The 23,090-nt window shown below is 65.5% G+C and carries 23 protein-coding genes and 2 tRNA genes; 5 read left to right on the forward strand and 20 right to left on the reverse strand.

The genetic code is table 11. From position 1 onward, the window contains the following. Positions 1-150 precede the first annotated feature (150 nt). The 8 genes from EBB59_RS09720 to EBB59_RS09750 form a co-directional block, all read right to left on the reverse strand. Positions 151-687, reverse strand: a complete 537-nt coding sequence (locus tag EBB59_RS09720; RefSeq protein WP_122101970.1) for a hypothetical protein — start codon at positions 685-687, stop codon at positions 151-153. Then, on the reverse strand, positions 684-872 hold the full coding sequence (locus EBB59_RS13500; RefSeq protein ID WP_147455561.1) for a hypothetical protein: 189 nt from the start codon (positions 870-872) through the stop codon (positions 684-686). The genes EBB59_RS09720 and EBB59_RS13500 overlap by 4 nt, the downstream gene beginning before the upstream one ends. 5 nt (positions 873-877) lie before the next feature. After that, complete coding sequence (locus EBB59_RS09725; RefSeq protein ID WP_122102039.1) at positions 878-1,414, reverse strand: hypothetical protein; 537 nt, start codon at positions 1,412-1,414, stop codon at positions 878-880. 26 nt (positions 1,415-1,440) lie between these two features. Then, entirely contained in the window at positions 1,441-2,109 is a 669-nt protein-coding gene (locus tag EBB59_RS09730) for a hypothetical protein (RefSeq protein WP_122101971.1), read from the reverse strand. 132 nt (positions 2,110-2,241) lie between these two features. Then, positions 2,242-3,054, reverse strand: coding sequence for an ABC transporter permease subunit (locus EBB59_RS09735; RefSeq protein WP_122101972.1), 813 nt, complete (start codon positions 3,052-3,054; stop codon positions 2,242-2,244). Then, entirely contained in the window at positions 3,051-3,917 is an 867-nt protein-coding gene (locus tag EBB59_RS09740) for an ABC transporter permease subunit (RefSeq protein WP_211327729.1), read from the reverse strand. The genes EBB59_RS09735 and EBB59_RS09740 overlap by 4 nt, the downstream gene beginning before the upstream one ends. Before the next feature lie 125 nt (positions 3,918-4,042). Continuing rightward, the gene (locus EBB59_RS09745) at positions 4,043-5,185 is read right to left on the reverse strand and encodes an ABC transporter ATP-binding protein (RefSeq protein WP_122101973.1); all 1,143 of its coding nucleotides are present in this window, start codon (positions 5,183-5,185) and stop codon (positions 4,043-4,045) included. Positions 5,186-5,189: 4 nt separating this feature from the next. Then, positions 5,190-6,335 carry a polyamine ABC transporter substrate-binding protein gene (locus EBB59_RS09750; RefSeq protein WP_211327726.1) on the reverse strand — a complete coding sequence of 382 codons (1,146 nt, stop codon included), beginning with the start codon at positions 6,333-6,335 and terminating at the stop codon, positions 5,190-5,192. Positions 6,336-6,467: 132 nt separating this feature from the next. On the opposite strand from EBB59_RS09750, the gene EBB59_RS09755 reads away from it, so the two are divergent. Next, complete coding sequence (locus tag EBB59_RS09755; RefSeq protein ID WP_158601773.1) at positions 6,468-7,223, forward strand: TorF family putative porin; 756 nt, start codon at positions 6,468-6,470, stop codon at positions 7,221-7,223. A 179-nt stretch (positions 7,224-7,402) separates the two neighbouring features. Here the strand turns inward: EBB59_RS09755 and EBB59_RS09760 are convergent, their stop codons facing one another. The 12 genes from EBB59_RS09760 to EBB59_RS09815 form a co-directional block, all read right to left on the reverse strand. After that, positions 7,403-8,596: an MFS transporter gene (locus EBB59_RS09760; protein ID WP_211327727.1), complete on the reverse strand. Its 1,194-nt coding sequence runs from the start codon at positions 8,594-8,596 to the stop codon at positions 7,403-7,405. A gap of 29 nt (positions 8,597-8,625) precedes the next feature. Continuing rightward, complete coding sequence (locus tag EBB59_RS09765) at positions 8,626-8,898, reverse strand: hypothetical protein (protein ID WP_122101975.1); 273 nt, start codon at positions 8,896-8,898, stop codon at positions 8,626-8,628. A gap of 239 nt (positions 8,899-9,137) precedes the next feature. Continuing rightward, on the reverse strand, positions 9,138-9,884 hold the full coding sequence (locus EBB59_RS09770; protein WP_122101976.1) for an energy transducer TonB: 747 nt from the start codon (positions 9,882-9,884) through the stop codon (positions 9,138-9,140). Continuing rightward, positions 9,881-10,306: a TonB system transport protein ExbD gene (gene exbD, locus EBB59_RS09775; RefSeq protein ID WP_122101977.1), complete on the reverse strand. Its 426-nt coding sequence runs from the start codon at positions 10,304-10,306 to the stop codon at positions 9,881-9,883. Before exbD ends, EBB59_RS09770 begins: the two co-directional genes overlap by 4 nt. 10 nt (positions 10,307-10,316) lie before the next feature. Then, on the reverse strand, positions 10,317-11,027 hold the full coding sequence (gene exbB, locus EBB59_RS09780; RefSeq protein WP_245979221.1) for a tonB-system energizer ExbB: 711 nt from the start codon (positions 11,025-11,027) through the stop codon (positions 10,317-10,319). A gap of 56 nt (positions 11,028-11,083) precedes the next feature. Further along, on the reverse strand, positions 11,084-11,464 hold the full coding sequence (locus EBB59_RS09785) for a YbaN family protein (protein ID WP_122101978.1): 381 nt from the start codon (positions 11,462-11,464) through the stop codon (positions 11,084-11,086). Between the two features lie 13 nt (positions 11,465-11,477). Further along, entirely contained in the window at positions 11,478-12,059 is a 582-nt protein-coding gene (locus EBB59_RS09790) for a biliverdin-producing heme oxygenase (RefSeq protein ID WP_122101979.1), read from the reverse strand. Between the two features lie 33 nt (positions 12,060-12,092). After that, positions 12,093-13,682 (reverse strand): surface lipoprotein assembly modifier, encoded by a 1,590-nt coding sequence (locus EBB59_RS09795; RefSeq protein ID WP_122101980.1) that lies wholly within the window; start codon positions 13,680-13,682, stop codon positions 12,093-12,095. Positions 13,683-13,757: 75 nt separating this feature from the next. Further along, positions 13,758-14,549 carry a Slam-dependent surface lipoprotein gene (locus EBB59_RS09800; protein WP_122101981.1) on the reverse strand — a complete coding sequence of 264 codons (792 nt, stop codon included), beginning with the start codon at positions 14,547-14,549 and terminating at the stop codon, positions 13,758-13,760. 80 nt (positions 14,550-14,629) lie between these two features. Further along, positions 14,630-17,404 (reverse strand): TonB-dependent receptor, encoded by a 2,775-nt coding sequence (locus tag EBB59_RS09805; RefSeq protein WP_147455562.1) that lies wholly within the window; start codon positions 17,402-17,404, stop codon positions 14,630-14,632. A 175-nt stretch (positions 17,405-17,579) separates the two neighbouring features. Further along, positions 17,580-18,557, reverse strand: coding sequence for a FecR domain-containing protein (locus tag EBB59_RS09810; RefSeq protein ID WP_122101983.1), 978 nt, complete (start codon positions 18,555-18,557; stop codon positions 17,580-17,582). A gap of 2 nt (positions 18,558-18,559) precedes the next feature. Continuing rightward, entirely contained in the window at positions 18,560-19,054 is a 495-nt protein-coding gene (locus EBB59_RS09815; protein WP_245979222.1) for a sigma-70 family RNA polymerase sigma factor, read from the reverse strand. Between the two features lie 916 nt (positions 19,055-19,970). Here EBB59_RS09815 and EBB59_RS09825 point away from each other — a divergent pair. The 4 genes from EBB59_RS09825 (at position 19,971) to EBB59_RS09840 (ending at position 22,876) form a co-directional block, all read left to right on the forward strand. Further along, a tRNA-Pro gene (locus tag EBB59_RS09825) sits at positions 19,971-20,044 on the forward strand. A 1-nt stretch (position 20,045) separates the two neighbouring features. Continuing rightward, a tRNA-Asn gene (locus EBB59_RS09830) sits at positions 20,046-20,113 on the forward strand. A 360-nt stretch (positions 20,114-20,473) separates the two neighbouring features. Further along, positions 20,474-21,595, forward strand: coding sequence for a slipin family protein (locus tag EBB59_RS09835; protein WP_122102045.1), 1,122 nt, complete (start codon positions 20,474-20,476; stop codon positions 21,593-21,595). A 63-nt stretch (positions 21,596-21,658) separates the two neighbouring features. Beyond that, entirely contained in the window at positions 21,659-22,876 is a 1,218-nt protein-coding gene (locus EBB59_RS09840; RefSeq protein ID WP_122101985.1) for an RtcB family protein, read from the forward strand. Positions 22,877-23,090: the final 214 nt, after the last annotated feature.

Raw genomic sequence — 23,090 nt, forward strand, 5'->3', positions numbered from 1 at the left:
GAGGCGCCTTGAACTTGGATAGCTGATCGGAGGCTTGGTCGAAGCTGCGTAGATGTTCAGGCGTTGCCTCGTAGTGCGAGACATCGTCCATGGGTAAGCCATCCTGGCCCAGCATGAGGGAAACTTTATTACGGTGCTCGGTCATGTCGCTCACTCCCCTTGGTAGGTTCTTGTCCAGGCCAGCAGTAGATCACTCCGGCTTTCTTTTAATTCGGGATCGCCCGGCTGTTCATGTCTGGTCAAAATCCATGCTTTTATATAAATATTGATGATGCGATCATTGATTTCCAAATAAATTCGTGCATGATGTTTCATGTAAGTGGCCCAGTACTCATGGACACTTTCGCGTGGCACGTTATGCAGGATTTCATGCCCCGGAAATACCGTCTCCAGGTCTATCTCCGTTTCGCGTTCGATGCCATCCAATGCCGTCCATTTGATGTCGACAGGCGAAGGGAATCCGTGAGTCTCGAACGCTTCCGTACTGCCAAACGAAGCGCTCCAGTTTTCCTTGGGGAGAGGTTTCCCAGAAGGTTCGTCGAGATATAAAGAGAGCTGGCGGCGATTGAAGATGATTCTGCACTTGAGTGTATTGAAGCAATATGCACCCAATGAATAACTATCGAACCGAAGTGGCCACGGCTCTTTCGGTTCTTTTCGTCTGAAAAGGTTGTCGATGATCTTCATGGTCTGGCTTCCTGGGTGGAGGTGTTTTCACAGGGATAGCTGAGGGGTTTGAACTTGGATAGCTGATCGGAGGCTTGGTCGAAGCTGCGTAGATGTTCAGGCGTTGCCTCGTAGTGCGAGACATCGTCCATGGGTAAGCCATCCTGGCCCAGCATGAGGGAAACTTTATTACGGTGCTCGGTCATGTCGCTCACTCCCCTTGGTAGGTTCTTGTCCAGGCCAGCAGTAGATCACTCCGGCTTTCTTTTAATTCGGGATCGCCCGGCTGTTCATGTCTGGTCAAAACCCATGCTTCAATATAAATATTGATGGTGCGATCATTGACTTCGAGAAAGATCCAGGCGTGGTGCTTCATGTAAGTGGCCCAGTACTCATGGACACTTTCGCGTGGCACGTTATGCAGGATTTCATGTCCCGGGAAGACCGTCTCCAGGTCTATCTCCGTTTCGCGTTCGATGCCATCCAATGCCGTCCATTTGATGTCGACAGGCGAAGGGAATCCGTGAGTCTCGAACGCTTCCGTACTGCCAAACGAAGCGCTCCAGTTTTCCTTGGGGAGAGGTTTCCCAGAAGGTTCGTCGAGATATAAAGAGAGCTGGCGGCGATTGAAGATGATTCTGCACTTGAGTGTATTGAAGCAATATGCACCCAATGAATAACTATCGAACCGAAGTGGCCACGGCTCTTTCGGTTCTTTTCGCCTGAAAAGGTTGTCGATGATCTTCATGGTCTGGCTTCCTGGGTGGGGTGTTTTCACAGAGACGGCCGGTCTGGCGCTGTCCCCGCACGGATCGATGTTTGCCGTTCGCCACGGATGTTTGCGGCTGCTGCTCGTTTCCCTCGCGGCCAGCATAACCGGCGTGGTCTGTGGGTGTGGATGCCGTATTTGCCGGTGGCGTTCGGATCGAGCGCGAGGGCGGTGTTGGCCGGGTCGAGGCCGGCCCGGACGCGGGTGGTGTTCACCGCCAGATGGACGGCGGCCAGTGTTTCGGTATGGGGAGCCACGCCGTGGCTGGCATAGGTATTGGCCAGCTGGGCGAGGTCGCGTTGCTCCTGGGTCGGGGCCTGCCAAGTGGGCAGGGCGGCCATCGTCCGGGCGTGCTGGGCCAGTTGAGGTTGCAGGGCGGCGCGGGTGGCCGCGAGTTCGGCGGCGATAGGGCCAGTCGCTACTTCATCGCCGTGCCGCCACAGGCCATCGTCGCCGCGTTGGTAGGGGCGGGCGTTGGAGGCTTGCAGGTGGTCGGGGTCGCGGGCGGTGTGGATGGCGGCCGGGATGGAAACGGTCTCGATGTTCGCCCAACCATTGAGCCGGTGGGCCACGTCGTAGCGGGCGGCGAGGGCGGCGGGGCCGTGGGCGATATTGGCCTGGATGACGTCGGCGGCCTGGCGGTCGAGTTGGGCGGCGCGTTCGGGGGAGGCCACTTCCGGCTGATAGTGATAGCCGCCGTTGGGCCGCGCGTCGGTGGCGCGATTGCGCTGCCATTGCTGGGTATCGGGGTCGTGCAGCCAGGGGGCCGGGGTAAGGCTGGGGCGATCCTGGTCGTTGACGTCCAGTTAGCGGGTATTTTCGGCCTTCGCTTCGCGGCGGTGCATGACGATGCCGGCAATCGCCACGCCAGCGGCCACCACGGTGACGATTAGGGTCGCCAGTGCGTTGATTTCCGGTGTCACGCCGAGTTTGACTTTTGAATAGATCACCATCGGCAGGGTGCTGGCGCCGGGGCCGGAGGTGAAGCTGGCGATTACCAGGTCGTCCAGCGAGAGGGTGAAGGCCAGCAGCCAGCCGGCCACCAGCGCCGGGGCGATCAGCGGCAGGGTGATGAGGAAGAAGACCCGCCAGGGGCGGGCGCCGAGATCCATCGCGGCTTCTTCCAGGCTTTCGTCCAGGGCCACCATGCGCGAGCGCACCACCACGGTGACGTAGCAGGCGGTGAGCGTGATGTGGGCGAGGGTGATGGTCAGCATGCCGCGCTCGGGCCAGCCCAACAGTTGTTGCAGGGCGACGAACAGCAGCAGCGAGGACAGACCGAGCATCACGTCCGGCATCACCATCGGCGAGGAGTTCATCAGGCTCAGCGTGCCGCGCCCGGGAAACTTGCCGAAGCGCGAGAGCGCCAGCCCGCTGGCGGTACCGATGCACACCGCGGCACTCGCCGAGATCGCGGCGATGGTCAGGCTGCGGCCGAGCGCGGTCATCAATTGCTCGTTCTGGAACAGCGCCGTGTACCAGTGGATGGAGAAGCCGCCCCAGACCGTGGCGAGGCGGGAGGCGTTGAACGAATACACGATCATCGAGACGATCGGGATATAGAGAAAGGCGTAGCCCGCCAGCATCACCGCGCCCAGGCCCCAGTTGCGTCGTTTCATGCGTGGGCCTCGCGCTCGGCGCGGCGGTTTTCGAAGTATTCGAACAGCAGGGTGGGGATGACGATCAACAGCAGCATCGCGATGGCGACCGCGGAGGCCACCGGCCAGTCGCGGTTGGTGAAGAACTCGGTCCAGAGCACGCGGCCGATGGTCAGCGCATCGGGGCCGCCGAGGATGTCGGGGATGACGAACTCGCCCACCGCCGGGATGAATACCAGGAGCGCGCCGGCGATGATGCCCGGCATCGACAGCGGCAGAGTGATGCGCAGGAACGATTGCCACGGACGAGCGCCGAGATCGGCGGCGGCTTCCAGCAGCGTGAAGTCCAGGCGCATCAGGGTGGCGGTGAGCGGCAGGATCATGAACGGTAGGTAGTTGTAGACGATGCCGATGTAGACCGCGAGATCGGTATGCAGGATGGCGCCGCCCGGATCGATGAGGCCAAGCGCCGCCAGCGCCTGCGAGGCCAGGCCATTGGCCTTGAGGATGCCGATCATGGCGTAGGTGCGCAGCAGCGAGCTGGTCCAGAACGGCAGGATCACCAGCACCAGCAGCAAGAGCCGGAGTACCGGCCTGGCGCGTGCGATGCCGTAGGCGATGGGGTAGCCGAGCAATAGGCAGAGCAGGGTGGAGACGCTGGCGAACAGCAGCGATTTCAGATAAGCGGCGACGTAGAGCGGGTCCTGCAACAGCAGTGCGTAGGCCGAGGTGTGCAGGCGCAGGCTGGTGGCGCCCTCGGCCGTGGTTTCGAGCAGCGGCGTGTAGGGGGGCGATTGCCCGAACACCGCTTCGGCGAAGCTGATCTTCAGCACGATGAGGAATGGCACCGCGAAGAACAGCAGCAGCCACAGCACCGGCAGCATGGTGACGAGGAAACGGCCGCGCCGGGTGCGGAACTCCGTGCCCACCGCGCGGAACCAGCCGAACAGGTTGCGCACCACCTCGTCCCAGAACGACCATGCTCCTTGCGCGCGCGGGTCGTGCGCGTTCATGCCGTGAGCACCACGGCGCTGGCCGCGCTCCAGGTCAGCCACAGGGTTTCCTCCCACTCGTAATGTGGCTCGGAGCTGCGTTCGATGTGGGTTTCCTGCACGCGGATCACCGTGCCGGATTCGGTTTCGACGTGGTAGATCGAGACATCGCCCAGATAGGCCACGTCGCGCACCTTGCCGACGGCGACGTTCTCGTCGCGTACTTCGGCCTCGTGGACGTCGATCTTCTCCGGCCGCACCGCCACGCTGACCGCCGTGCCCTCCGGCAGCGGGTCGGCCTGGCGGGCGAGGATGACGCCCCCGGCCACCGCTTCGCACTGGATGCGGGCGATGCCGCTCGTGGCGTCGTGCGCGAGCACCCGGCCCTCGAACACGTTGATACCGCCGATGAACTCGGCGACGAAACGGGTGGCCGGGTATTCGTACAGCGCCGCCGGTGTGGAAACCTGGACGATGCGGCCGGCATCCATCACCGCGATGCGGGTGGACATGGTCATCGCCTCCTCCTGGTCGTGCGTCACCATCACGAAGGTGGTGCCGACCCGCTCCTGGATGTTGACCAGTTCGAACTGGGTGCGTTCGCGCAGGCGCTTGTCGAGCGCGCCCAGCGGCTCGTCGAGCAGCAGCAGCTTGGGTTGTTTGGCCAATGCGCGGGCCAGCGCCACGCGCTGGCGCTGGCCGCCGGAAAGCTGGTCGGGTTTGCGGCCGCCCAGTTGCGGCATCTGCACCAGCTCCAGCATCTGCCGCACGCGGTCCTTGATCTCGCCGCCGGCCATGCCGTCCTGCTTCAGGCCGAAGGCGATGTTCTGCGCCACCGTCATGTGCGGGAACAGCGCGTAGCTCTGGAACATCATGTTGACCGGCCGCTTGTACGGCGGCAGTGCGGTGACGTCGATGCCGTCGATCAGCACCCGGCCACTGTCCGGGGTTTCGAAGCCGGCCAGGACGCGCAGCAGCGTGCTCTTGCCGGAGCCGGAGCCGCCGAGCAGGGCGAAAAATTCGCCACGGTAGACGTCCAGCGAAATGTCGTCGCAGGCGTGCAGTTTGCCGTAGGTCTTGGTCACGGCCTCGATGCGGACGAAGGGTTTGGCGTCGGCGTCGCGCCAAGGCTCGACCGGGAGGGGGCGGGGCGAGCTCATGCGCTCAGCGCCCGCTCTTGATCGCGGTCCAGGCGCGCACGCGCTGGCGTTGCATGCTTTCGGGCAGCGATTTCGGGTCGACCAGTTTGGCGCGCACCGCTTCCGGCGGATATACGCCGGGATCGTTGGCGATGCCGGGATCGACCAGCGCGGTGGCGTCCTTGTTCGGGTTGGCGTAGGCCACTTCGTTGCTGACCGCCGCGATCACTTTCGGGTCGAGCAGGTAGTCGATGAAGGCCATCGCGTTGCTCGGGTGCCGGGCGTCCTTCGGCACCGCGATGACGTCGATCCAGCGGATCGCGCCTTCCTTCGGAATCACGTAGCGGATGTCCGGCACCGACCGGCCGGCGGCTTTGGCGGCCTCCACCGCGACGTCGCGGGCCTGACCCACGTCGCCGGAATAGCCCATCGCCACGCAGACGTCGCCATTGGCCAGGGCGTCCTTGTACTCGGCGTTGTTGAAATTGCGGATGTGGGGACGGATCGCGCCGTACACCCGCTTGACCCGCTCGATTTCGTCGGCGCTGCCGGCATTGGGGTCGCGGCCTTGCCAGATCAACGCGGCGCCGAAGGCTTCCTGGTCGTCGTCGAGCACGCTGATGCCGCATTGGGCGAGCTTGGCGGCATTGGCCGGGTCGAACAGCAGCGACCAGGAATCGATGGGCGCGTCCTCGCCCAGGATTTCCTTCACTTTGCCGACGTTGATGCCCAGGCCGGTCGTGCCCCACATGTAGGGCGCGACGTGGGCGTTGCCCGGATCGATGTCCTCCAGGCCCTTCAGGATCGCCGGGTCGAGGTGTCGCCAGTTCGGCAGTTTGGTCTTGTCCAGCGCGGCGTACATCCCGCCCTTGACCTGGCGCTGGGCGAACGGTCGCGCCGAGGGGAAGACCACGTCGTAGCCGGAATTGCCGGCGGAGAGCTTGGTTTCCAGCGTCTCGTTTTCGGAATAGACATCGTAGTTGACCTTGATGCCGGTCTGTTTCTCGAAATTGGCGATGGTGTCCGGGGCGACGTAATCCGACCAGTTGTAGACGTTCAGCACCTTCTTCTCCGGGCCCGGAGGGGCGGCGGCGGTGTCGCCGGCGGGCTTGCCGCCACAGGCGGCAACGAGCAGGACAACGCAGGCGAGCGGGGCAAGGCGCAGGGTCACGGGTGGCTCCGGGGTGAGATGTTCGATGCGAATTCTACGTGCTGAGCGCAGCCTTGCCGCGCAATTCGGCGCGACGAAGGCGATGTCTGGCGCTATCGTATGCGCCTCTCGATTTCCGCCGTGGAGGCGATCATGCGTGTTTCTTCTCTGGGCCTGGCCTTGAGCCTGTCGCTGCTGGCCGCGCCGGCTTTGGCGCAGGAGGTCGGGCCGGAGGTTGGGCGGGAGGCCGCCTGGACGCTTGGCGGCGGTGTCACCGGCGTCAGCGATTACGTCTGGCGCGGGATTTCCCAGACCCGCGGCAAGCCGGCTTTGCAATTCGATCTCAACCTGAGCCATCGCAGCGGCTTCCATGCCGGGGTCTGGGCCTCGAACGTCGATTTCACCGCGACCGGCGACGAGAACGACGGCATCCGCTACGAGCTTGATCCCTACATCGGCTGGTCGGGCGAGGTGTTCGGCAACGGCAGCGAGCTGGAGCTGTCGCTGAGCCGCGTCACCTATCCACGCGCCAAACCGGGCTTCAACGTGAATTACACCGAGATAGAAGGCAAGCTGACCTTCCCGCAACACGTCTATGTCGGCCTCGCCTATTCGCCGGACATCTTCAAGCTGGGCGCGCGCGGCATTTATTACAACGCCGGTGTCGATCTGCCGTTGGGCGAATCCGGCTGGGGCCTGAAGGCGCAGGCCGGCCACTACGATCTGAAGAAGGCCGCTGGCGACAGTTACGACGATCTCCTGCTTGGCGTGAACCGGCAGTTCGGCCCGGTCAAGGCCGAACTGGCCTGGACGGATACGACGAGCTATGGCGAGGCGTTATCAGAAAACCTCGACGAAGCCAGTCAGGCCGGCGCGCGATGGGTGTTGAGCCTGGGCTGGGAGTTCTGATCCGCCTTGCGCCGCTGCCGGTTATTGGTTACCCGAGGCTGAGGCCCATGTCCGGCCTGGGGTGACGATCGGTCTCCGGGCGGTGGTTTTATCCTGCCCGGCCTGACATTCATCCTGGGTGGCCCGGGCATCCGGTAACGGCCGGACGCCCGGGCCATGTTTCCGGCGCGGCGGTGCGGTTATCGTCGATCCGTATGGGCGGGCAGGGATGGCGGTGCTCTTCCCAGCGACACCGCGACAAGCACGAGGGCGATCAGGGCGAACGGCGCCCATTCGCGCCACTGGTACACGAGCGTGCCGATGACCGGCGCGACCACCATCGATAGTCCCTGCGCCACCGATATCGCCCCGGCGCAGGCGCCCTGTTCGTGCGCCTCGACCGCGTTGGCGGCCAGCGCCGAGGTGGCGGGAAACGCCATGCCCAGGCCGAAACCGGCGATGAAATAGCCCAGGCAGATCGATAGCGGATGGGCGAAGAGCAGCACGGAGCCGAAACCGGCCGCACCGAGCAGCGTGCCCCAGCGCAGCCATCGCGCGGGCGTGACATCGGGCCGGCGCGAGACCAGCGTCTGCGCCACGATCAGGGCCAGTCCGGCGCAGCCCAGCGCCGCGCCGACCCAGGCGGCGGAGTCCCGCGCCTCCACGCGCAGCCGGTCGATCAGAAAGAACCCCAGGCAGATGTTGGCGATGATCACGCTGCCGTACATGGCGAAGGTGGCGAGCCAAGCTCGACGGATGCGGCGGTCGCCAGGGTTCATCCGGGCCATTTGTGTGGCGGCGGCGGGCTGACGGGATTCTTTCAGGCGCGAGAGCAGGGGGAGCGCGAATAACGGGAGAAGCGCGAAAACCGCCAGCGAAAGCGCGATGTCGTGACGGCCCACCCAGCCGGCCAGCGGAGGCGAAAGCACCATGCCGATGGCCCCGGCCGCGCCCAGACGGGCCATTGCCGGGGCGCGCTCGGTGTGGGCGGTCCGGTCCGCCACCCAGGCCATCGCCGCCACCGGGATACCGGCGTAGAAGCCGCCCATCACGCCGCGCGTCAGCAGCATTACCGCCAAGCTCAATGTCGCGGCGGGCGTGGCGTGCGGCGTCTGTCGCAGCGCCCACCAGGCATAGGCGGCCAGCGCCAGATAGGCCAGGGTGAAGCCGATCATCGAGATGCGCAGTGTCGTTACCCTGCCGCGCCTGTCGGCCACCTGGCCCCAGGCGCCGGCCAGTCCTATCCATATCAATCCCACCACGCCGAAGAGCATGCCGATGTGCCATGCCTTTAGGTTCAGGAGATGCGCCAGTGGGCTGGCCAATGCCACGAAGGCATAGATGGCGGCCATGCAGATCAGGTTGACCAGCAGCAGCGGCCGCATGTCGTTCATGGGATTTCCCAGTGCGGATGCTTCCGGATTCATGCCGCGGCCCGCCATTGCTTGACACTTTGCCGTACCCGCCACGGTGCGGCATGGCGGCCGTCTCTCGCCGGTAATTCGGCAGGGGGGCCGGCTTCGGGTAACTGGTCGTCGTCGATGACCAGGATCTGCCGCGCTCCGGTCGTGGTCGAAAGCCGGTGTGCGATCACGATGACGGCGTGTTCTCTCCCCGGTGCTGAGCTTGCGTGTTGCACGGCGCGTTTTTCGTCGGTCTCGAACGCTTGGCTCGCCTCGCGGTGGCCTTCGCGCATGTATGTCGTGGACGGGGGTGGAGCTTGCCGCGACGGATGCCACGCGTGGTGCGGCGGTTCGTCGAAGGACCGGGAAGCCTCACGGCGGTGATGGGACGGCGGGAGTGCGGAGGGGGACGTTTGCTTGGGCATGCCAGTTTCCGTATCGGGATGGAATGGCTGGGTCATGCCGGCGGATGCCCTGGGGCGCTTGCCGCAACCTGGCTGCGAGGGTCGAGTATGGGGGTGTCTTGTCGCCATCACCATTTCCGCCGAATGGAGAAATCCACCGGAATCATCACTTCCACAGGCATCGGGGTGATGTCGGGCGGCGGCGGCGGTACCGGATTGGCGCGTTGCACGGTGGCGAGTGCGGCTTCGTCGAGCAGGTCGTGGCCGCTGCCGCGCGTGATGCGCCAACCAAGCAGATTGCCCTGCCGGTCTACCGAGATGCGCACGTAGACGGTGCCTTGCAACCCGGCGCGCTCGGCTTCGCGCGGATAGCGGCGGTGGCGTTCCAGGTGCGCTAGCAGCGCGCCCTGCCAGTTGGACACACGGGTTTTTCCAATGCCCGAGAGCGCCTGCCGGCCCGCCGCCTGCTCGGCGCTCGGCAAGGCGGCACTGGGGGGCGCGCTGGCGAGGGAGGCTTCGCTTTCGTGGGCATTGTCGGCTTCGGGTGTTTCCGCGGGCGCGGGGTCGGGTACCGGTGCGGGCAGTGGCTCCACGTCGGGGTGCGGCGGCTTCGGCTGCTCGGGTTTGGGCTTGGGGCGCGGCTTGGGGCGTGCCGCGTCCTGTGCCGGTTGTGGCGGCCCGGGCGGCAAGTCCGTGGGCGGCGCGGCGGTTTTCGGTTCCGGCGTCATGTCCACCAGCAGCGCCGGCATCGGCGTGGTGGGGGTATCGGGCAGGCGCGCCCAATATAGCGAGGCGCCGATGGCGGCGGTGTGTAGTGCCAGCGCGGCGGCGAACCCGCCCGCCCATCGCACCCAGCCCCGATGGCATCCGTTCATGGCGCCGACCCCTCCAGCCCGACCAGCGCGACTTTCAGATAACCGATGCGGCGCAGGCTGTTCATCACCTCGACCAGCTCGCCGTAGGGCACTTGCTTGTCGGCGCGCAGGTGGATGCGCTCGTCATGGTTGCCGTCGGTCAGCGCATCCAGCGCCGCGCCCAGTTTCTCGGGTTCGACGTGTCTGTCGTTCACGTGCAGGGTGTCGTCGGCCCGCACGGTCAGGAATACCGGGGGCTTGTCCGCCGGGCGGGGCGGGGCGTTGCTTTCGGGCAATTCCACCGGCACGTTCACCGTCGCCAGCGGCGCGGCCACCATGAAGATGATCAGCAGCACCAGCATCACGTCGATGAAGGGGGTGACGTTGATCTCGTGGTTTTCCTCGGGCAGGTCGTCGCCCGCGTCGCGCATTCCGATCGCCATGACGTCCTCCTCAATCCGCGTTGCCGGTCGCGCCGCGATCCAGCTCGCGCGAGACGGTCTGCTCGATCAGCGCCGAGACATCGCCCAGTTCCCCGCGTAGGCTGCCCAGCGAGCGGGTGAAATGGTTGTAGATGACCACCGCCGGAATCGCCGCCACCAGTCCCAGCGCCGTGGCCAGCAGGGCTTCGGCGATCCCCGGCGCGACCACCGCCAGGTTGGTGGTATTGGCCTGGGCGATGCCGATGAAGCTGTTCATGATCCCCCACACCGTGCCGAACAGGCCGACGAACGGCGCGACCGCGCCGATGCTGGCCAGGATGCCGATCCCCTGGCGCGCCTCGCGCAGCCAGCCAAGCTCGATGCGCGAAAACCGCGAGGCCACCCGCTCCTTTACCCCGGCCGGGGCATCCAGCGTGCTGGAGAGCGCCAGCTCCGCCCGGGCCGCTTCCAGCAGTTGGCGGGCGGTGTCGTCGCCATCGGCGGGGAACTCTCCGGGGTCGGGTAATTGCCGGCTTCCGGCCAACAGGTTCCGCGCCGCGCGCAGGCGGCGGCGGCGGCGGGCGAGTTCCCGCTGCTTGACGATCAGCACCGTCCAGGTCACGAGCGAGGCCAGCACCAGGCCGATCATCACCGCCTTCACCACCCAGTCGGCGGAAAGATACATGCCCCAGGGGGTGAGGTTGGCCGCGTGTTCGGGCGAAAAAGTCGGAGTGTTCTGCATGGGGTTCGGCTCGTATGGAAAAGGATGGATGACGATGAGGCGGCGTCCCTTGCCGCTCATGCGTCGGGGGGGCGGGCGCGTTGCGGCAGCGGCCGTGTCGCGACGAACACGGCCCCGGCCAGCAGCAGCGCCAGCGCGGCGAACGCCGGCAACGCCGGCGGGCGGGTCAGCCCGATGAAGAGGGCGAACCCGAGCGCCATCCCGGCCAGCGCGTAGCGCTTGCCCCGGCGGGAAATCGCGCCTTCCTCGTGCCAGTCGCGCAGGGTCTGCCCATAGCGGGGATGCGCCAGCAGGCGTGCCTGCAAGCGCGGCGAGGAGCGGGTGAAACAGGCCAGCGCCAGGAGCAGGAAGATGGTGGTCGGCATCACCGGCAGCAGCGCGCCAATGAAGCCGAGCGCCACCATCAACCAGCCCAGGGCCAGCCACAACGTCCGCATGCCGGCCGGGCGCTCAGGCGAAGCAATGGGCGGCATGGGCATGTACCCGTCGGAACGCCGTGCGCGCGGCCTCGGTGGCCTCGGCGCGCGCCGCCTCGTCCAGCGGCTCGCTGTCGAGCACCTGGGTGAAGGCGCGCCAATGCGGCGCGCGGCCATCGGGATGCGCGGCCAGGTGGCGCGCGCCGAAGTTCGCGCCCAGGCCCAGCCGAGCGGCCTGCTTGAACAGGATCGCCGCGCCCAGGTTGGAGCCTTCGGCCACGTAGAACCAGCCCAGCGCGGCCGGCAGCGGCATATCGGCATCGATCACCGCGGCGGTGTCCTCGGGCACGGGGATGTCGAGATCCCGCATGTCCTGGCGCAGGGCCTCCAGCCGCTGGCGCTCGGTCAGGTCGGCCACGCGCGCGCGCAGGCCGGCGTGGGCGAACAGCGGCGCGATGTCGCGGTGGAACAGGTACTGCATGCGCAGGAAGCGGCCGTAGTGCGCGCGGCTGGCGAACGGCTCGCTTCGCATGATCGTCTGGTCCAGCGCGTCATGGGTTTCGCGGGTGGCTTCCTTGAGCTGCTTGCTGAAAGGAGAGGGCATCGGGTCGGTCATGATTTCGTGTCGGTTGGGGTGGAGAAATTCGGATCAGAAGCGGCGTTCGAGCCGCAGGCTCGCGCTGTTTCGTTCGTGGCCGTAGAGCCAGTCCACGCTGCTGCGGGTGCGCCCATGCCGCAGCAACAGGCCGGGCGTCAGCCCGAAAACGTCGAATGCGGGCGCGCGCAGCAGCAGCGTCCAATGCTGCTCCAGGTCTTCGCGGCGGGCGCCGAGCAAGGGGTTGAAGGCGGCATGGCGGCGTTGCCGCAAGGTGGCCATCAGCATGGCGTCGAAGCGCTCGCCGAAGGCTTTGTGCGCGCCCAGCCGAAGCCCGTACGAGTGCCAGCTTTCCACCTCCACGCGGGCGCGGCGGCGGGTGATGTCCGGGCCGCCGAAGAGCGTCCAGCGCCCGGGTAGGCTCTGCCAGAGGGTGGCGAAAACCGCGCTCTGCGTGCCGTCCAGACGGTCGTAGCCCTGCCGCAAGTGCCGTAGATAACGGTGGCTGCCTTCCACTTTCAAGAAGCGCTGGGGGGAAAGCGAATGCGACCACTCCGCCTGCACCCCGTACCCGCGATACAGCGTGCGGTTGCCCAGCAGGGCATGTTCGTAGAGCGGGGCGAGGGTGAATTGATGGCGGGCGTTCTCGAAACTCCAGCCGGCCTGGAGGCTGGCATTGCCATCGTTGAAGGCGCTATGTCCGCGCCATGCCTGCCCGTAGGCCAGTCCGCGCACGTACAGGCCGTGGTGGCCCGAAAGTGGGAAGCGCCGGGCGATGGCGGCCTCGTAATCCAGCCCCGGCGCGGCGATGGCTTCGGGCGCGATGCGCTCGACCAGGCATTTGCCACTGCCCGTATCCAGCCACAGGCAGGTGCGGTCGCGCGAGGATTGGTTGAGGTTGCTGCTCCAGAGCGCGCCGACGGCCACCGAGCCTTGCCAGCTCCGGCGCTTTTCGAGCGATTTGATGAAAGTATCGACGTTGTGCGTCACGCCGCGCGTTCTGATGTCTTCCGTGTCCAGCCCGGCGCGGATGTCGCGGAACATCCGTTCGGCTTCCCCGTCCTGGTGGTTTTCGAACAGCACCCGCGCCAGCTCCAGTCGGCCCGGCAGGAAATCCGGCTGGATCGCCAGCAGCGCGCGGTATTCCGCCTCGGCCTGGGCGAGGTGCCCCGCCTGTCGCGCCAGCGCGCCCTGGGCGTGGTGCACCAGCATGTTGTCGTGGCCGGGCAGTTGTAGATAACGGTCGAGAAAGCGCCGCGCGTCCGCCCATTGGCGGCGGCCGATGGCCAGGTACAGCGCGCGCCCGGTCTGGTCCACGTCGGGGGCGACGGTATAGGTCTGGCCGTCGATGGTCAGGGTGTCGGCGGCGCTGGCATCCTGACGTGCTTCCTCTTCAAGCAGGGCGCGCTCCTTGGCGCGCGCATCGCGCTCGATGGCGTGGTCCAGCCGCAGCCGGGTATCGTCGCGCGCCTGCGCAAGCAGGGCCGGCGGAACGACCAGCAGGCAGGCCAGCAAGGCGCGGGCTTGCCGGGCGGCGGGTCTCGGTAATGGGGTTTCGTGCATATGAATCGGGTTGTCCGGCGTGTTCCGTGCCGGGGCATGGCTGGCCTCCTGCTGGCTTTGCCCCACCGCTTTTTGAATCATCGCGTGTGCCCGGTTCGTCCTGAATCGGGCGGGTGTCGGGACGTCAATCCCCGAGTAGTGCCTCCGGCACCGGGATTACGGCTGCTTGTTGCCGCCAAAGGCCGTGTCGTACTGGCTGCCGCCGGCAAAAGTGGCCATGCCGGCCAGCGCGGCCGCCTGGTTGCCGTAGAACTGGCCCTGCGAGCTGCCGCTGGCGCCATTGGGCGTGGACGTGTTGGTGGACATGGCCGTGGCCGTACCGTTGAAGCCGGAACCGCTGATGTTGGCGTTGATCGTTACCTTCAGGTCGCTGTTGGCAATGCTGCCGCTCAGCGTGTTGGCACCGAAATCGGCGGTGAAGGTGCCGGACATCAGGTTGGTGCCAAGCGTGTTGTGCTTGTTGATGCCCTTGACCGCGTAAGTGGCGCTGCCGCCGGTGGGCATGGTGGTGCCGGCCTTGTCGCCCACGTAGTAGACAGTGCGGTCGGTGAAGCCGCCGATGCTGCCGTTGGTGGACCACTCACCGAACCAGACGTCGCCCGCGCCGACCTTGGCGAAGCTGAACACGCCCATGCCCAGATGCGAACCTGGCAGATTGACGACTGGCAATGCCAGGCTGTAGACGGAGACGCCATCGGACGTGCCGTAGGGGATGCTCAGCTTGGCGACGCCTTGCAGGTCGACAATCTTCAGGTTGTATAGGGTGCGGACACCAATACCTGCAAACCCGGGCTTATGTGGCCCGCCATTCCCTACCGATTTGCCGGTGACGACATTTTTGGTATTGCTGGAACCGCCAACAAACTGATCCTCAGCTTGCGCCGAGCCGATCATACCGATCGCCAGCAGCGCCAACGCCAGGGTGGAAAACTTGTATTGCTTTTTCATGAGATATTCCTATTCAAGTTGAAGTTAAAGATGCCGGGCATCCCGCCCGCCTGCCACAGCTCCATGCATGGCCGCACGGTTCAGAACCGCGCGGTCAAACCCAGTTTCATGGTGCGCCCGGGCGAGGGCATCAGGCCCAGCGTCAGCGCGTCCATGTAGTAACGGTCGGTGAGGTTGTCGATGGTGAAATCCAGCGCCACCCGCTTGTTGAACCGGTAATTGGCGTAGAGGTCGGCCAAGGTATAGGGCGTCCACACCACGGTGGTGGAGCTGCTGCCCGGGGCGATCACCAGTGAATCCGCGCGTTGGCCGACATAGGTCACGCGCCCGCCCAGGCTCAAGCGCTGGTCGAACAACCTGACCCCGGCCTCCAGCGTGCCGGAGGTCTTGGGCGGGATATGGTTGACCGCATAGCCCAGCCCGGCGGCGGCATACCGCCTGTCCGCGATGCAGGGCTCCAACTGCGCACCAGGCTCAAAACTGAAATTGCAGAATTCGATCTTGCTGTAGCGGTTTCCAGAAATGGCGGCATGCCAGCGCGGTGTTTCGTATTCCAGGCTGGCCTCGTAGCCACGGAAGTCGGCATAATCGATATTGATCAGGCCACTGCCCTTGAGGTCGTTGGCGTAGGTGATGTAATCCTTGACGTGGTTGCGGAACGCCGCCAGCTTGAAGCGCAGCCGGTCGTCCTCGCCCAACACATCGCTTTTCAGCAGGTTGAAGCCGATCTCGCGGTTACGCGCGTGTTCCGGGCGTACGGGGTTGGCCGGGTTGGGGTCGGCCGAGCCGCCTCTGGATACTTCGAACAAAGCCGGCATGCGTAAGGCCTCGGCATGGCGGAGGTAGATTTGCATGCCTTCCAGTGGCATGAAGGTGACTGCGATGATCGGGGCGGTGCCGCTGGCGCTTCCTTCGTAGTTTCCCTTTTCACAAAGCTGTTTCGTGAGTTTGCAATTGCTGTTGCGGTCGTAAGAGCTGAATCGGCTGTGGCGCAGGGTGCCGTTGAATTTTAGCCAGTCCAGTGGTGTCCATTCGGCTGACACATAGGCGCTGCTTTCCTTGCGTTTGGCATCCCGGTCGCCTGAGAACAGGGCGAATCCCGCGTTGGCGTTGCGGTCGCCCTCGTCGGTGGATTGTCCGGGTAATGGCTGCAAGTTCTCCTTTTGCAGGCTTGCGCCGTAATCGAGCATAAGCATTCCCATGCCGGTATCGATCTCGGACTGGTTGCTGATATTCAGCCCGCGTCGCACGGACTGGAAGTGCATAGTCGTTGTGTGCTTGAAAAGGCCAAAGGCCGGAAATGAATAAGCCAGCCGCATGATGTTGTTCACCCGTGTCTGCCACAGGTTGAGCTTGAGGGAAATCAGCGGATTCCGGGGGTCGAGCTTGTAGCGCACGGTATGGGTATTGGCATCCACCGTGCTGATGCCGGATTGGATCGGGCCTTCGCCACGAATCACCATGGAGGGCATCAGTTCACCGTATTCGCTCTTGTAATTCATCAGGCCGATTTCCAGCGCCTGGTCGGGCGAGGGGTTCCATTTCCCTTTCAGCAGCCACGAGGTGTTGTCGGTTGACGTGTTGAGGATTTCCTCACCGCCGCGGAATTGGTTGAGGTTGGTTTGCGCCACGGGCTTGACATAGGTCATCCAGAAGTCGGGCAGGCTTGGGTCAAGAATGACGTTTTCTTTTTGGTAGCCCATGAACCTGGGAATGGCTGGCCCGTTTTTACCGGAAAAATAATTGCCGCTTTTGCGCCGTGCGTAGGCCGTGACCAGCTCGAAATTCGTCCATTGCTTGGCAAAGGCCAAGCTGCCGTAGCCGCCGGTTGGCTGACCAAAGCCAGGGCGTGCCAATCGTTCTGAATGGGGTTGATTGGCGGATGGCGCGGCGCTTATTTTGGCGCAAGGCGCGTAGCCCATTTGTAGTAGTGCTGGTGAGCAATCAACGAGATAAATGGTGTTGGGCAGGCCACCGCTGGTAAACGCCGGCGGCGGGCTGCGGCTGTTGTCGCTGTAGCCCAGCCGTACCCGCAGGCCCCAGTCCTTGTCGTCGGTAATGATGTCGCGCGCCTCCAGGGTGCGCATGCTCACCACGCCGCCGGTCGCGCCCTGGCCTTCCGCGCCGCCACTGGGGCCTTTGCTGACGGTGATGCCGCCAATCAGATCCGGGTCCACGTAGGTGCGCCCGGCCACGCCGGAATAGCCGCGATACACGGTGTTCTGCTGTTGGCTGCCATCGATCACCACCGGCACCCGGCCCACGCCCTGCATGCCGCGGATGTTCACGTCCAGCGCGTTGCCGCCCATGCGGTTGTCGCCGTTCAAGACGCCGGGGATGCCCTTGAGCACGTCGCCGGCCTGGGTGCCGCGGAAGCGCTCGATGCGTTGCTGCGAGATGTGCGCACCGGATTGCGGCGCTTCATAGAACGTATCGGCCGGTGTGCCCTCACTCGTGCCGCGCCCTTCCACCGAGAGCACGTCGGTGACCATCACGTCATCCGTATCGGCCGGGGCGGGGAGGCGTTGGAGGGTCAGCGCGCCGGGCCGTGGCTGGCGCCAGGTCAGGCCGCTGCCGGCCAGTAGCTGGCGCATGGCCGTCTCCAGGGTGTAGTCGCCCCGCAGCGGCGGGCCTTGCAGGCCGTGGGTCATGGCCGGGTCGAAGCTGATGGAGACGCCGGTGGCGGCGGCCAGCCGGTTCAGGCTGGTGGCGAGCGGCGCGGCGGGCAGGTCGAGGGCATGCGCGCGCGCCTGCGCCTGGGCGGGCACGGGGCTGGCGAGTAGCACGGGCGAGGCCAAGGCCAGCGCGCAGGCGAGCGCCAGCGGCAAGGGGCGGGGAGAGGGGCGTGATGGCACGGTGCTGATTCCTATTGAAAGTCATTATCGTTTTCATTGCCCGTCGAGTCAGGCAAAGGGGCCAAGCCGTTCCATCCCGGTGGGTTTTCTGGGCGCTGGGGACGCTTGCCGCGTGGTACCGGTGCGCTGTCGGTTTCCGGGGTGTCCCAGAGGGTTTTCCGGGAGCTGGAAGCGCTTACTGGGCCAAGGGGAGCGCCGGGCGCAGCCGTACCCACCAGCGGGTGCGGTGCTCGATGCGGATGGGGAAGGCGTCGGCAAGCAGGGCCAGCGCGGCATCGATATCGGCTAGTTGGAACATGCCCGAAACCAGGATGCCGGCGATGGCGGGGTCGCAATCCAGCCAGCCACGGCGGTAGCGGGCCAGCTCCGCCGTGAGCTGCTCAAGCGGCATGGCGTGCGCGGCGAGGCGGCCATGCAGCCAGTCGAAGGCGGTTTCCGCAAGGGCGAGGCTGGCGCCCGCGCCATCGGCGCCGAAACGCATTTCCTGGCCGGCCTGGACGATACGTGCGCGTTGCGGTGCGCGCGCGGGGATGGCTTTCACTTCACCGCGTTCCACGGCGAGGCGGGTGGCGGTATCTTCCAGGCGCACGCCGAAGCGGGTGCCGAGGGGGTGCAGCATGCCGTGTGGCGTGTGTAGCCGCCACGGGCGCGCGGGGCGCATGGGGTCGGCGGCGGTCTCGATCATGACCTCGCCACGGATCAGCCGCAACAGCCGCTGCTGGTCGTCGTAGGCCACTTCGATGTGGGTACCGGTGTTGAGCCGGAGGTGTACGCCATCGGGCAGGCGCACGTCGCGTTGCTCGCCGATGGCGGTGTGAATGACTTCGCCGGCGGGCAGGGCGCCGGTTTCGCGTAGCGTCAGCCAGCCCAGGGGCGCGGCGACGGTCAGTGCGGCCGCCGTTCCCAGCCATTGCCGGCGCTGTCGGTCGATCTTGGCGGGGGGGAGGGCCGTGCTGCCAAGCGAGGGCGGCAATGTGTCGAACAGCGAGCGGAGCGCGCCGGCCCGCCGCCAAGCCGCCGCGTTGGCGGGGGCGGCGGCCAGCCAGTGGCGATGCGCTTCCAGCTCGTCCGGGCCAGTGCTGTCATCCTCCAGGCGCACCAGCCAGTCGGCGGCTTCGCGCAGGGCTTGTGGGAGGTCGGTGGCGCTGTCCATGCCTATTCCATCGCTTGCAGGCAGTCCAGCCAGGCGGCGGCCATGTCGCGCTTGACGGTGCGCACGGATATGCCGAGGCGCTGGGCGATTTCCGCGTAGCCCAGCCCATCGAGCCGGGAGAGCAGGAAAACCTCGCGGGTGCGGGCGGGCAGGTTACCCAGCATCCGGTCCAGCCGGAGCAGGGCGTCCAGCGCGGCCTGCCGCTCCTCCGCTGGGGGGCACCAGGGCAGGGACAGCGTGGCGAGGTGCTCCAGATACGCGCGCTCGATGTCGCGGCGTCGCCAGAAATTGATGAGCAACCCTTCCGCCACGCAGGTGAGATAGGCGCGTGGCGTGCGCAGGTCGGGGGCTTCCTGCTTGTTCATCAGGCGCAGAAAGGTGTCCTGGGCCAGGTCGCGCGCGGACTCTTCCCCGCCCATGCGCTTTCTCAACCATCCCAGCAGCCAGTGGTGATGTTGAAGGTAGAGCGTGTTCAGTTCCGCGTGCGGGAGGGACAAGGCAGGAATGTCTTCCAGTTGAGAATCATTATCATACAGGCCGGTGGCCGTTTTGGCTTCCCGCGCTTCATGGATCGGCCGGGCTGGGAGCAATCGGGCTTGCAAGCGCGTGGGGGCGTCGGCGTCGTTCGCCCGTCATCGCGTCTGGCGTATGACGCATGGTCAACGACGCGCGCGCTTCATTGGCGTGCCGCGATTTGCCGATGGTTCGAGGATTGCGCGCGGTGTCACTCCAGGCCAGGGGGCGTCGATGTTTCGCTGGCGGCGGGTTGGCTGGCCGGTACCGCTCGGTTGCCGGCCGGCGCCCTTCGTCGGGTAATGCGCATTTCGCTTGCATGCGCGCGGCATCGCGGCTAGGCTGCGCTGCCGTTGCGAATCCGCGCAACGTGTTTTCTTCGAGTCGAGCACGCTTTCGATCATGCCGAATCCCCACTACATCGCCAACCGCCCGATGCCATCGCCGCTCAAGCGCGTTGCGGGCCTGCGTGCGTGGTTTGCATACGAAGGCAAGCGCCCCACACCCTGATCGACTCCTGCCCGGGAGATCGGTCACCCCGATCTCCCGAGGAACCGCGAATGCCCTCGGACACCAACCCGGGGGCATTTTCGTTTGAGCATTCGCAAAGGAAGTTCTGGACAAGCGTGCATCGCGCGATCCCGAGGCACACGGGCATGCTGGCCGGTGGTATGGGGCGCGCAGGACGCGACGAGCGGGCCTCGCCCGTATCGGCGCGGCGCCTTGGGTGCCTTCGGTGCGGGCCGTGGCGCGATGCGACGCAACGAATTGCCGCTTCGAAGGAGGCGGCAATGCGCAGTCGAAATCTTGGGCGGCAACAGCGGTACGGGCTTTCGTTCCCGTCCGGTGCGCACGGCGTTGCCGCAAGCGTATGCCGATGCCGCTTCGAGACGGCTGCGACGACGTTGGCTCAACTGGGAGAGCAACAGCTTCGGATGCTGTCGGTTGCGGGTTCGAGTCCCGCACGTTGACCACTGGATAGCTCAGTCGGGTAGAGCAGTGGACTGTTAATCCACCTGTCGCGGGTTCGAGTCCCGCTCCAACGATGGCTGGTTTCAAATCAGCACGTCGGGCGCAAGCCCAAACCGGAACCGCCCCGCGCGTGTTTCGCCAGGCGCGGCAGTGGATCGCGGCGCGCAACGAATCACGCGGCGGGTGCCTGGCCGGCACCGCGTCCTGGCGGTGGCAGACAACGTGGCGAAACAGCGGCGCGTCGGCATGGGCGCAACCGTGGAACCACGATAGATGCCAACGCCAGCACCGGCCGCCCACCAGGCGCGCGTCAGGGGCGTTTCCACTTTTTCCGCCGAACGCATCGCGCGCGCGGCACGAACGCGGCAACCGGCTCCCCGCGCCTCAGCGAGCCGGATCACCAGAGCCAAACCACAAGGAGAAAACCCATGATGTTCTGGACCCAACGGGTCGTGATCGGTGATGCTGAGCGCGGCCTGGTGTATCGCAATCGTCGTTTCGAGCGCATCCTCGCGCCCGGCGTGCATCGCCTGTTTGCATGGCGTGGCCGGCCGGAAGTCGTCGTACACGACATTCGCAAGCCGGAATACGTCGGCAACGATACCGACGCGCTGGTCGCCGCGCTGGGCGACAAGCTCGGTGAAACCTTCGTGCTGGCCGACGTGGGCATGGACGAGGTTGGCCTGGTGTCGAAGAACGGCAGGCTTGAGGACGTGCTGCCGCCGGGTTCGCGCAAGCTGTACTGGCGCGGCTTGGTACGGGTCGGGCTGGAAAAGCCGTCGCTTGCCGAGAGCCTGCGCGTCGTGCCAGCGGTGACGCGTCGCCTACGCCAGTTGGGCGTGCTGGCGCGCGTTGCCGTGGTGCTTGATGTTCCGGTGGAATCGGCGGGCCTGGTGTTTGTCGACAACGTGCTGGCGGAGGTGGTCGGTGCCGGTAGCTACGCCTTCTGGAACTTTCAGAAGAATGTGGCGGCGGAAACCGTCGAGCTGCGAGTGCAGAGCATGGAAGTCTCGGGCCAGGAACTGTTGACCCGGGACAAGGTGAGCCTGCGCGTGAACCTGGCCGCTTCGTTGCGAGTGAGCGACCCGGTCGCCGCGCGTACCCGGGTGGCGAAGTATGGCGATTACCTCTACCGCGAGTTGCAGTACGGTCTGCGCAAGGCGGTGGCGGTGAAGACGCTCGACGAGTTGCTCGGCGACAAGGCCACGCTGGATGCGGAAATCCTTGCCTACGCGCGTGCTCGCGTGGAGACGCTCGGCATCGATGTGATCGGTGTCGGCGTCAAGGACGTGATCCTGCCGGGCGAGATGCGCGAGATCCTCAATGGCGTCGTGCAGGCGGAGAAGCAGGCGCAGGCCAACGTGATCCGCCGCCGCGAGGAGGCGAACGCCACGCGTTCCCTGCTCAACACCGCCAGGCTGATCGAGGACAGCCCGGTCTTGATGCGCCTGAAGGAGCTGGAGGCTCTGGAGAAGGTGACGGAAAAGATCGACAAGCTGACCGTGTTCGGCGGCCTGGATGGCGTCATCAAGCAACTCGTGACGCTGAAATAAGCCAACGACATCCCGCGCGCCGGTAAGGATTCGGCGCGCGGGTTCTTCAAGGAAAGGAAACATATGAACGCTTCAAACTTCGAATGGCTGCATATGGAGGGCCGGACCCCGATCAAGGGCTGGGTGCGTGGCGTGCAACTGGAGGCGCGGGCGCGCGAGCAGTTGCGGAATATCGCAAGCCTGCCCTTCGTCGGCCCTTGGGTGGCGGTGATGCCGGATGTCCATCTGGGTATCGGGGCCACGGTGGGGTCGGTGGTGCCGACGCAGGGGGCCATCATTCCCGCCGCGGTGGGCGTGGACATCGGTTGTGGCATGGCCGCGGTGCGCACCACGCTCAATGCGCGGGATTTGCCCGATTCCCTGGCAAGGCTGCGTTCGGCCATCGAGCGGGCGATCCCGGTCGGCAATGGCCCGGGCGGCGATCATCGCAAGATGCCCGACAGCATCGAAACGGCTCTGGCCAACTCTGGTCTATGGCAGCGGCTTGAGCGCATCAAGGCCAAGCACCCTCGGGTCCGGATCGACAAGGTGGACAGGCAACTGGGCACGCTTGGCGGCGGCAACCACTTCATCGAGGTCTGTCTGGACGAGAGCGAAGCCGTATGGGTGATGCTGCATTCCGGCTCCCGGGGGACTGGCAATCTGATCGGCAGCTATTTCATCCAGCGCGCCCGCGCAGAGCTGGGCAAGCGGGTGCTTGGCTATCACGTTCCCGACGAGGATCTCGCCTTCTTCATGGAGGGCGAGGCATTGTTCGACGATTATGTGGAAGCCGTTAGCTGGGCGCAGGACTACGCCCGGGCCAACCGCGAAGCGATGATGCGGCGGACGCTTCACGCCATGCGCGGCGAACTGCCGAAGTTCAAGCTGCAAGCCGTGGCCGTCGATTGTCATCACAACTACGTGCGGAAGGAAACGCACGGTGGGCGGGAGATGTTCGTGACCCGGAAGGGCGCGGTGCGGGCGGGCAAGGACGAACTCGGCATCATTCCCGGCAGCATGGGTGCGAAGAGTTTCATCGTTCGTGGCCTGGGCAATGACGACAGCTTCCACAGTTGCAGCCATGGCGCGGGCCGGGTGATGAGCCGGCGCGCGGCGCGAGAAAGCATCACGCTGAAGCAGCACCGCGAGGCGACCGCGCACGTCGAATGCCGGAAGGACAACGGCGTGATCGATGAATCGCCCGCCGCCTACAAGGACATCGATGCGGTGATGGCGGCGCAGGCCGACCTGGTCGAAGTCGTCCATACCTTGCGTCAGGTCGTATGCGTCAAGGGTTAGACGATGGCCCCGTGGATTGGGGCCGTCTTTCGATATGACGCCATCGTTCGGGGGGGGGTGGCCGAATCGCTCGGTGTCGTCGTCGTGGTGGAGGGTATCGGCTTCACCGTACAGGCGAAACAGGGCCGGTAAGAAGCGCTGTGTGTGCCCGCTTGAGCTTGGGCCAGCCGAGCGACCCCAAAGAAAAAGGGCCGGCAACCGATACGTTGCTGGC

This window comes from Solilutibacter pythonis (assembly GCF_003697345.1).
GTDB classification, from domain to species: Bacteria; Pseudomonadota; Gammaproteobacteria; order Xanthomonadales; family Xanthomonadaceae; genus Solilutibacter; species Solilutibacter pythonis.

Bases quoted from the DNA above. Each gene is read 5' to 3' on its own strand.
- EBB59_RS09840 (WP_122101985.1), top strand. From the start codon at position 21,659: ATGAACGCTTCAAACTTCGAATGGCTGCATATGGAGGGCCGGACCCCG.
- EBB59_RS09755 (WP_158601773.1), top strand. From the start codon at position 6,468: ATGCGTGTTTCTTCTCTGGGCCTGGCCTTGAGCCTGTCGCTGCTGGCC.
- EBB59_RS09740 (WP_211327729.1), bottom strand. From the start codon at position 3,917: ATGCTGCCGGTGCTGTGGCTGCTGCTGTTCTTCGCGGTGCCATTCCTC.
- EBB59_RS13500 (WP_147455561.1), bottom strand. From the start codon at position 872: ATGACCGAGCACCGTAATAAAGTTTCCCTCATGCTGGGCCAGGATGGC.
- EBB59_RS09745 (WP_122101973.1), bottom strand. From the start codon at position 5,185: ATGAGCTCGCCCCGCCCCCTCCCGGTCGAGCCTTGGCGCGACGCCGAC.
- EBB59_RS09765 (WP_122101975.1), bottom strand. From the start codon at position 8,898: ATGCGCGAAGGCCACCGCGAGGCGAGCCAAGCGTTCGAGACCGACGAA.
- EBB59_RS09725 (WP_122102039.1), bottom strand. From the start codon at position 1,414: ATGAAGATCATCGACAACCTTTTCAGGCGAAAAGAACCGAAAGAGCCG.
- EBB59_RS09835 (WP_122102045.1), top strand. From the start codon at position 20,474: ATGTTCTGGACCCAACGGGTCGTGATCGGTGATGCTGAGCGCGGCCTG.
- EBB59_RS09785 (WP_122101978.1), bottom strand. From the start codon at position 11,464: ATGCGGACGTTGTGGCTGGCCCTGGGCTGGTTGATGGTGGCGCTCGGC.
- EBB59_RS09735 (WP_122101972.1), bottom strand. From the start codon at position 3,054: ATGAAACGACGCAACTGGGGCCTGGGCGCGGTGATGCTGGCGGGCTAC.
- EBB59_RS09800 (WP_122101981.1), bottom strand. From the start codon at position 14,549: ATGAAAAAGCAATACAAGTTTTCCACCCTGGCGTTGGCGCTGCTGGCG.
- EBB59_RS09760 (WP_211327727.1), bottom strand. From the start codon at position 8,596: ATGAACGACATGCGGCCGCTGCTGCTGGTCAACCTGATCTGCATGGCC.
- EBB59_RS09720 (WP_122101970.1), bottom strand. From the start codon at position 687: ATGAAGATCATCGACAACCTTTTCAGACGAAAAGAACCGAAAGAGCCG.
- EBB59_RS09810 (WP_122101983.1), bottom strand. From the start codon at position 18,557: ATGGACAGCGCCACCGACCTCCCACAAGCCCTGCGCGAAGCCGCCGAC.
- EBB59_RS09790 (WP_122101979.1), bottom strand. From the start codon at position 12,059: ATGACCGACCCGATGCCCTCTCCTTTCAGCAAGCAGCTCAAGGAAGCC.
- EBB59_RS09770 (WP_122101976.1), bottom strand. From the start codon at position 9,884: ATGAACGGATGCCATCGGGGCTGGGTGCGATGGGCGGGCGGGTTCGCC.
- exbD (WP_122101977.1), bottom strand. From the start codon at position 10,306: ATGGCGATCGGAATGCGCGACGCGGGCGACGACCTGCCCGAGGAAAAC.
- EBB59_RS09795 (WP_122101980.1), bottom strand. From the start codon at position 13,682: ATGATTCAAAAAGCGGTGGGGCAAAGCCAGCAGGAGGCCAGCCATGCC.
- exbB (WP_245979221.1), bottom strand. From the start codon at position 11,027: ATGCAGAACACTCCGACTTTTTCGCCCGAACACGCGGCCAACCTCACC.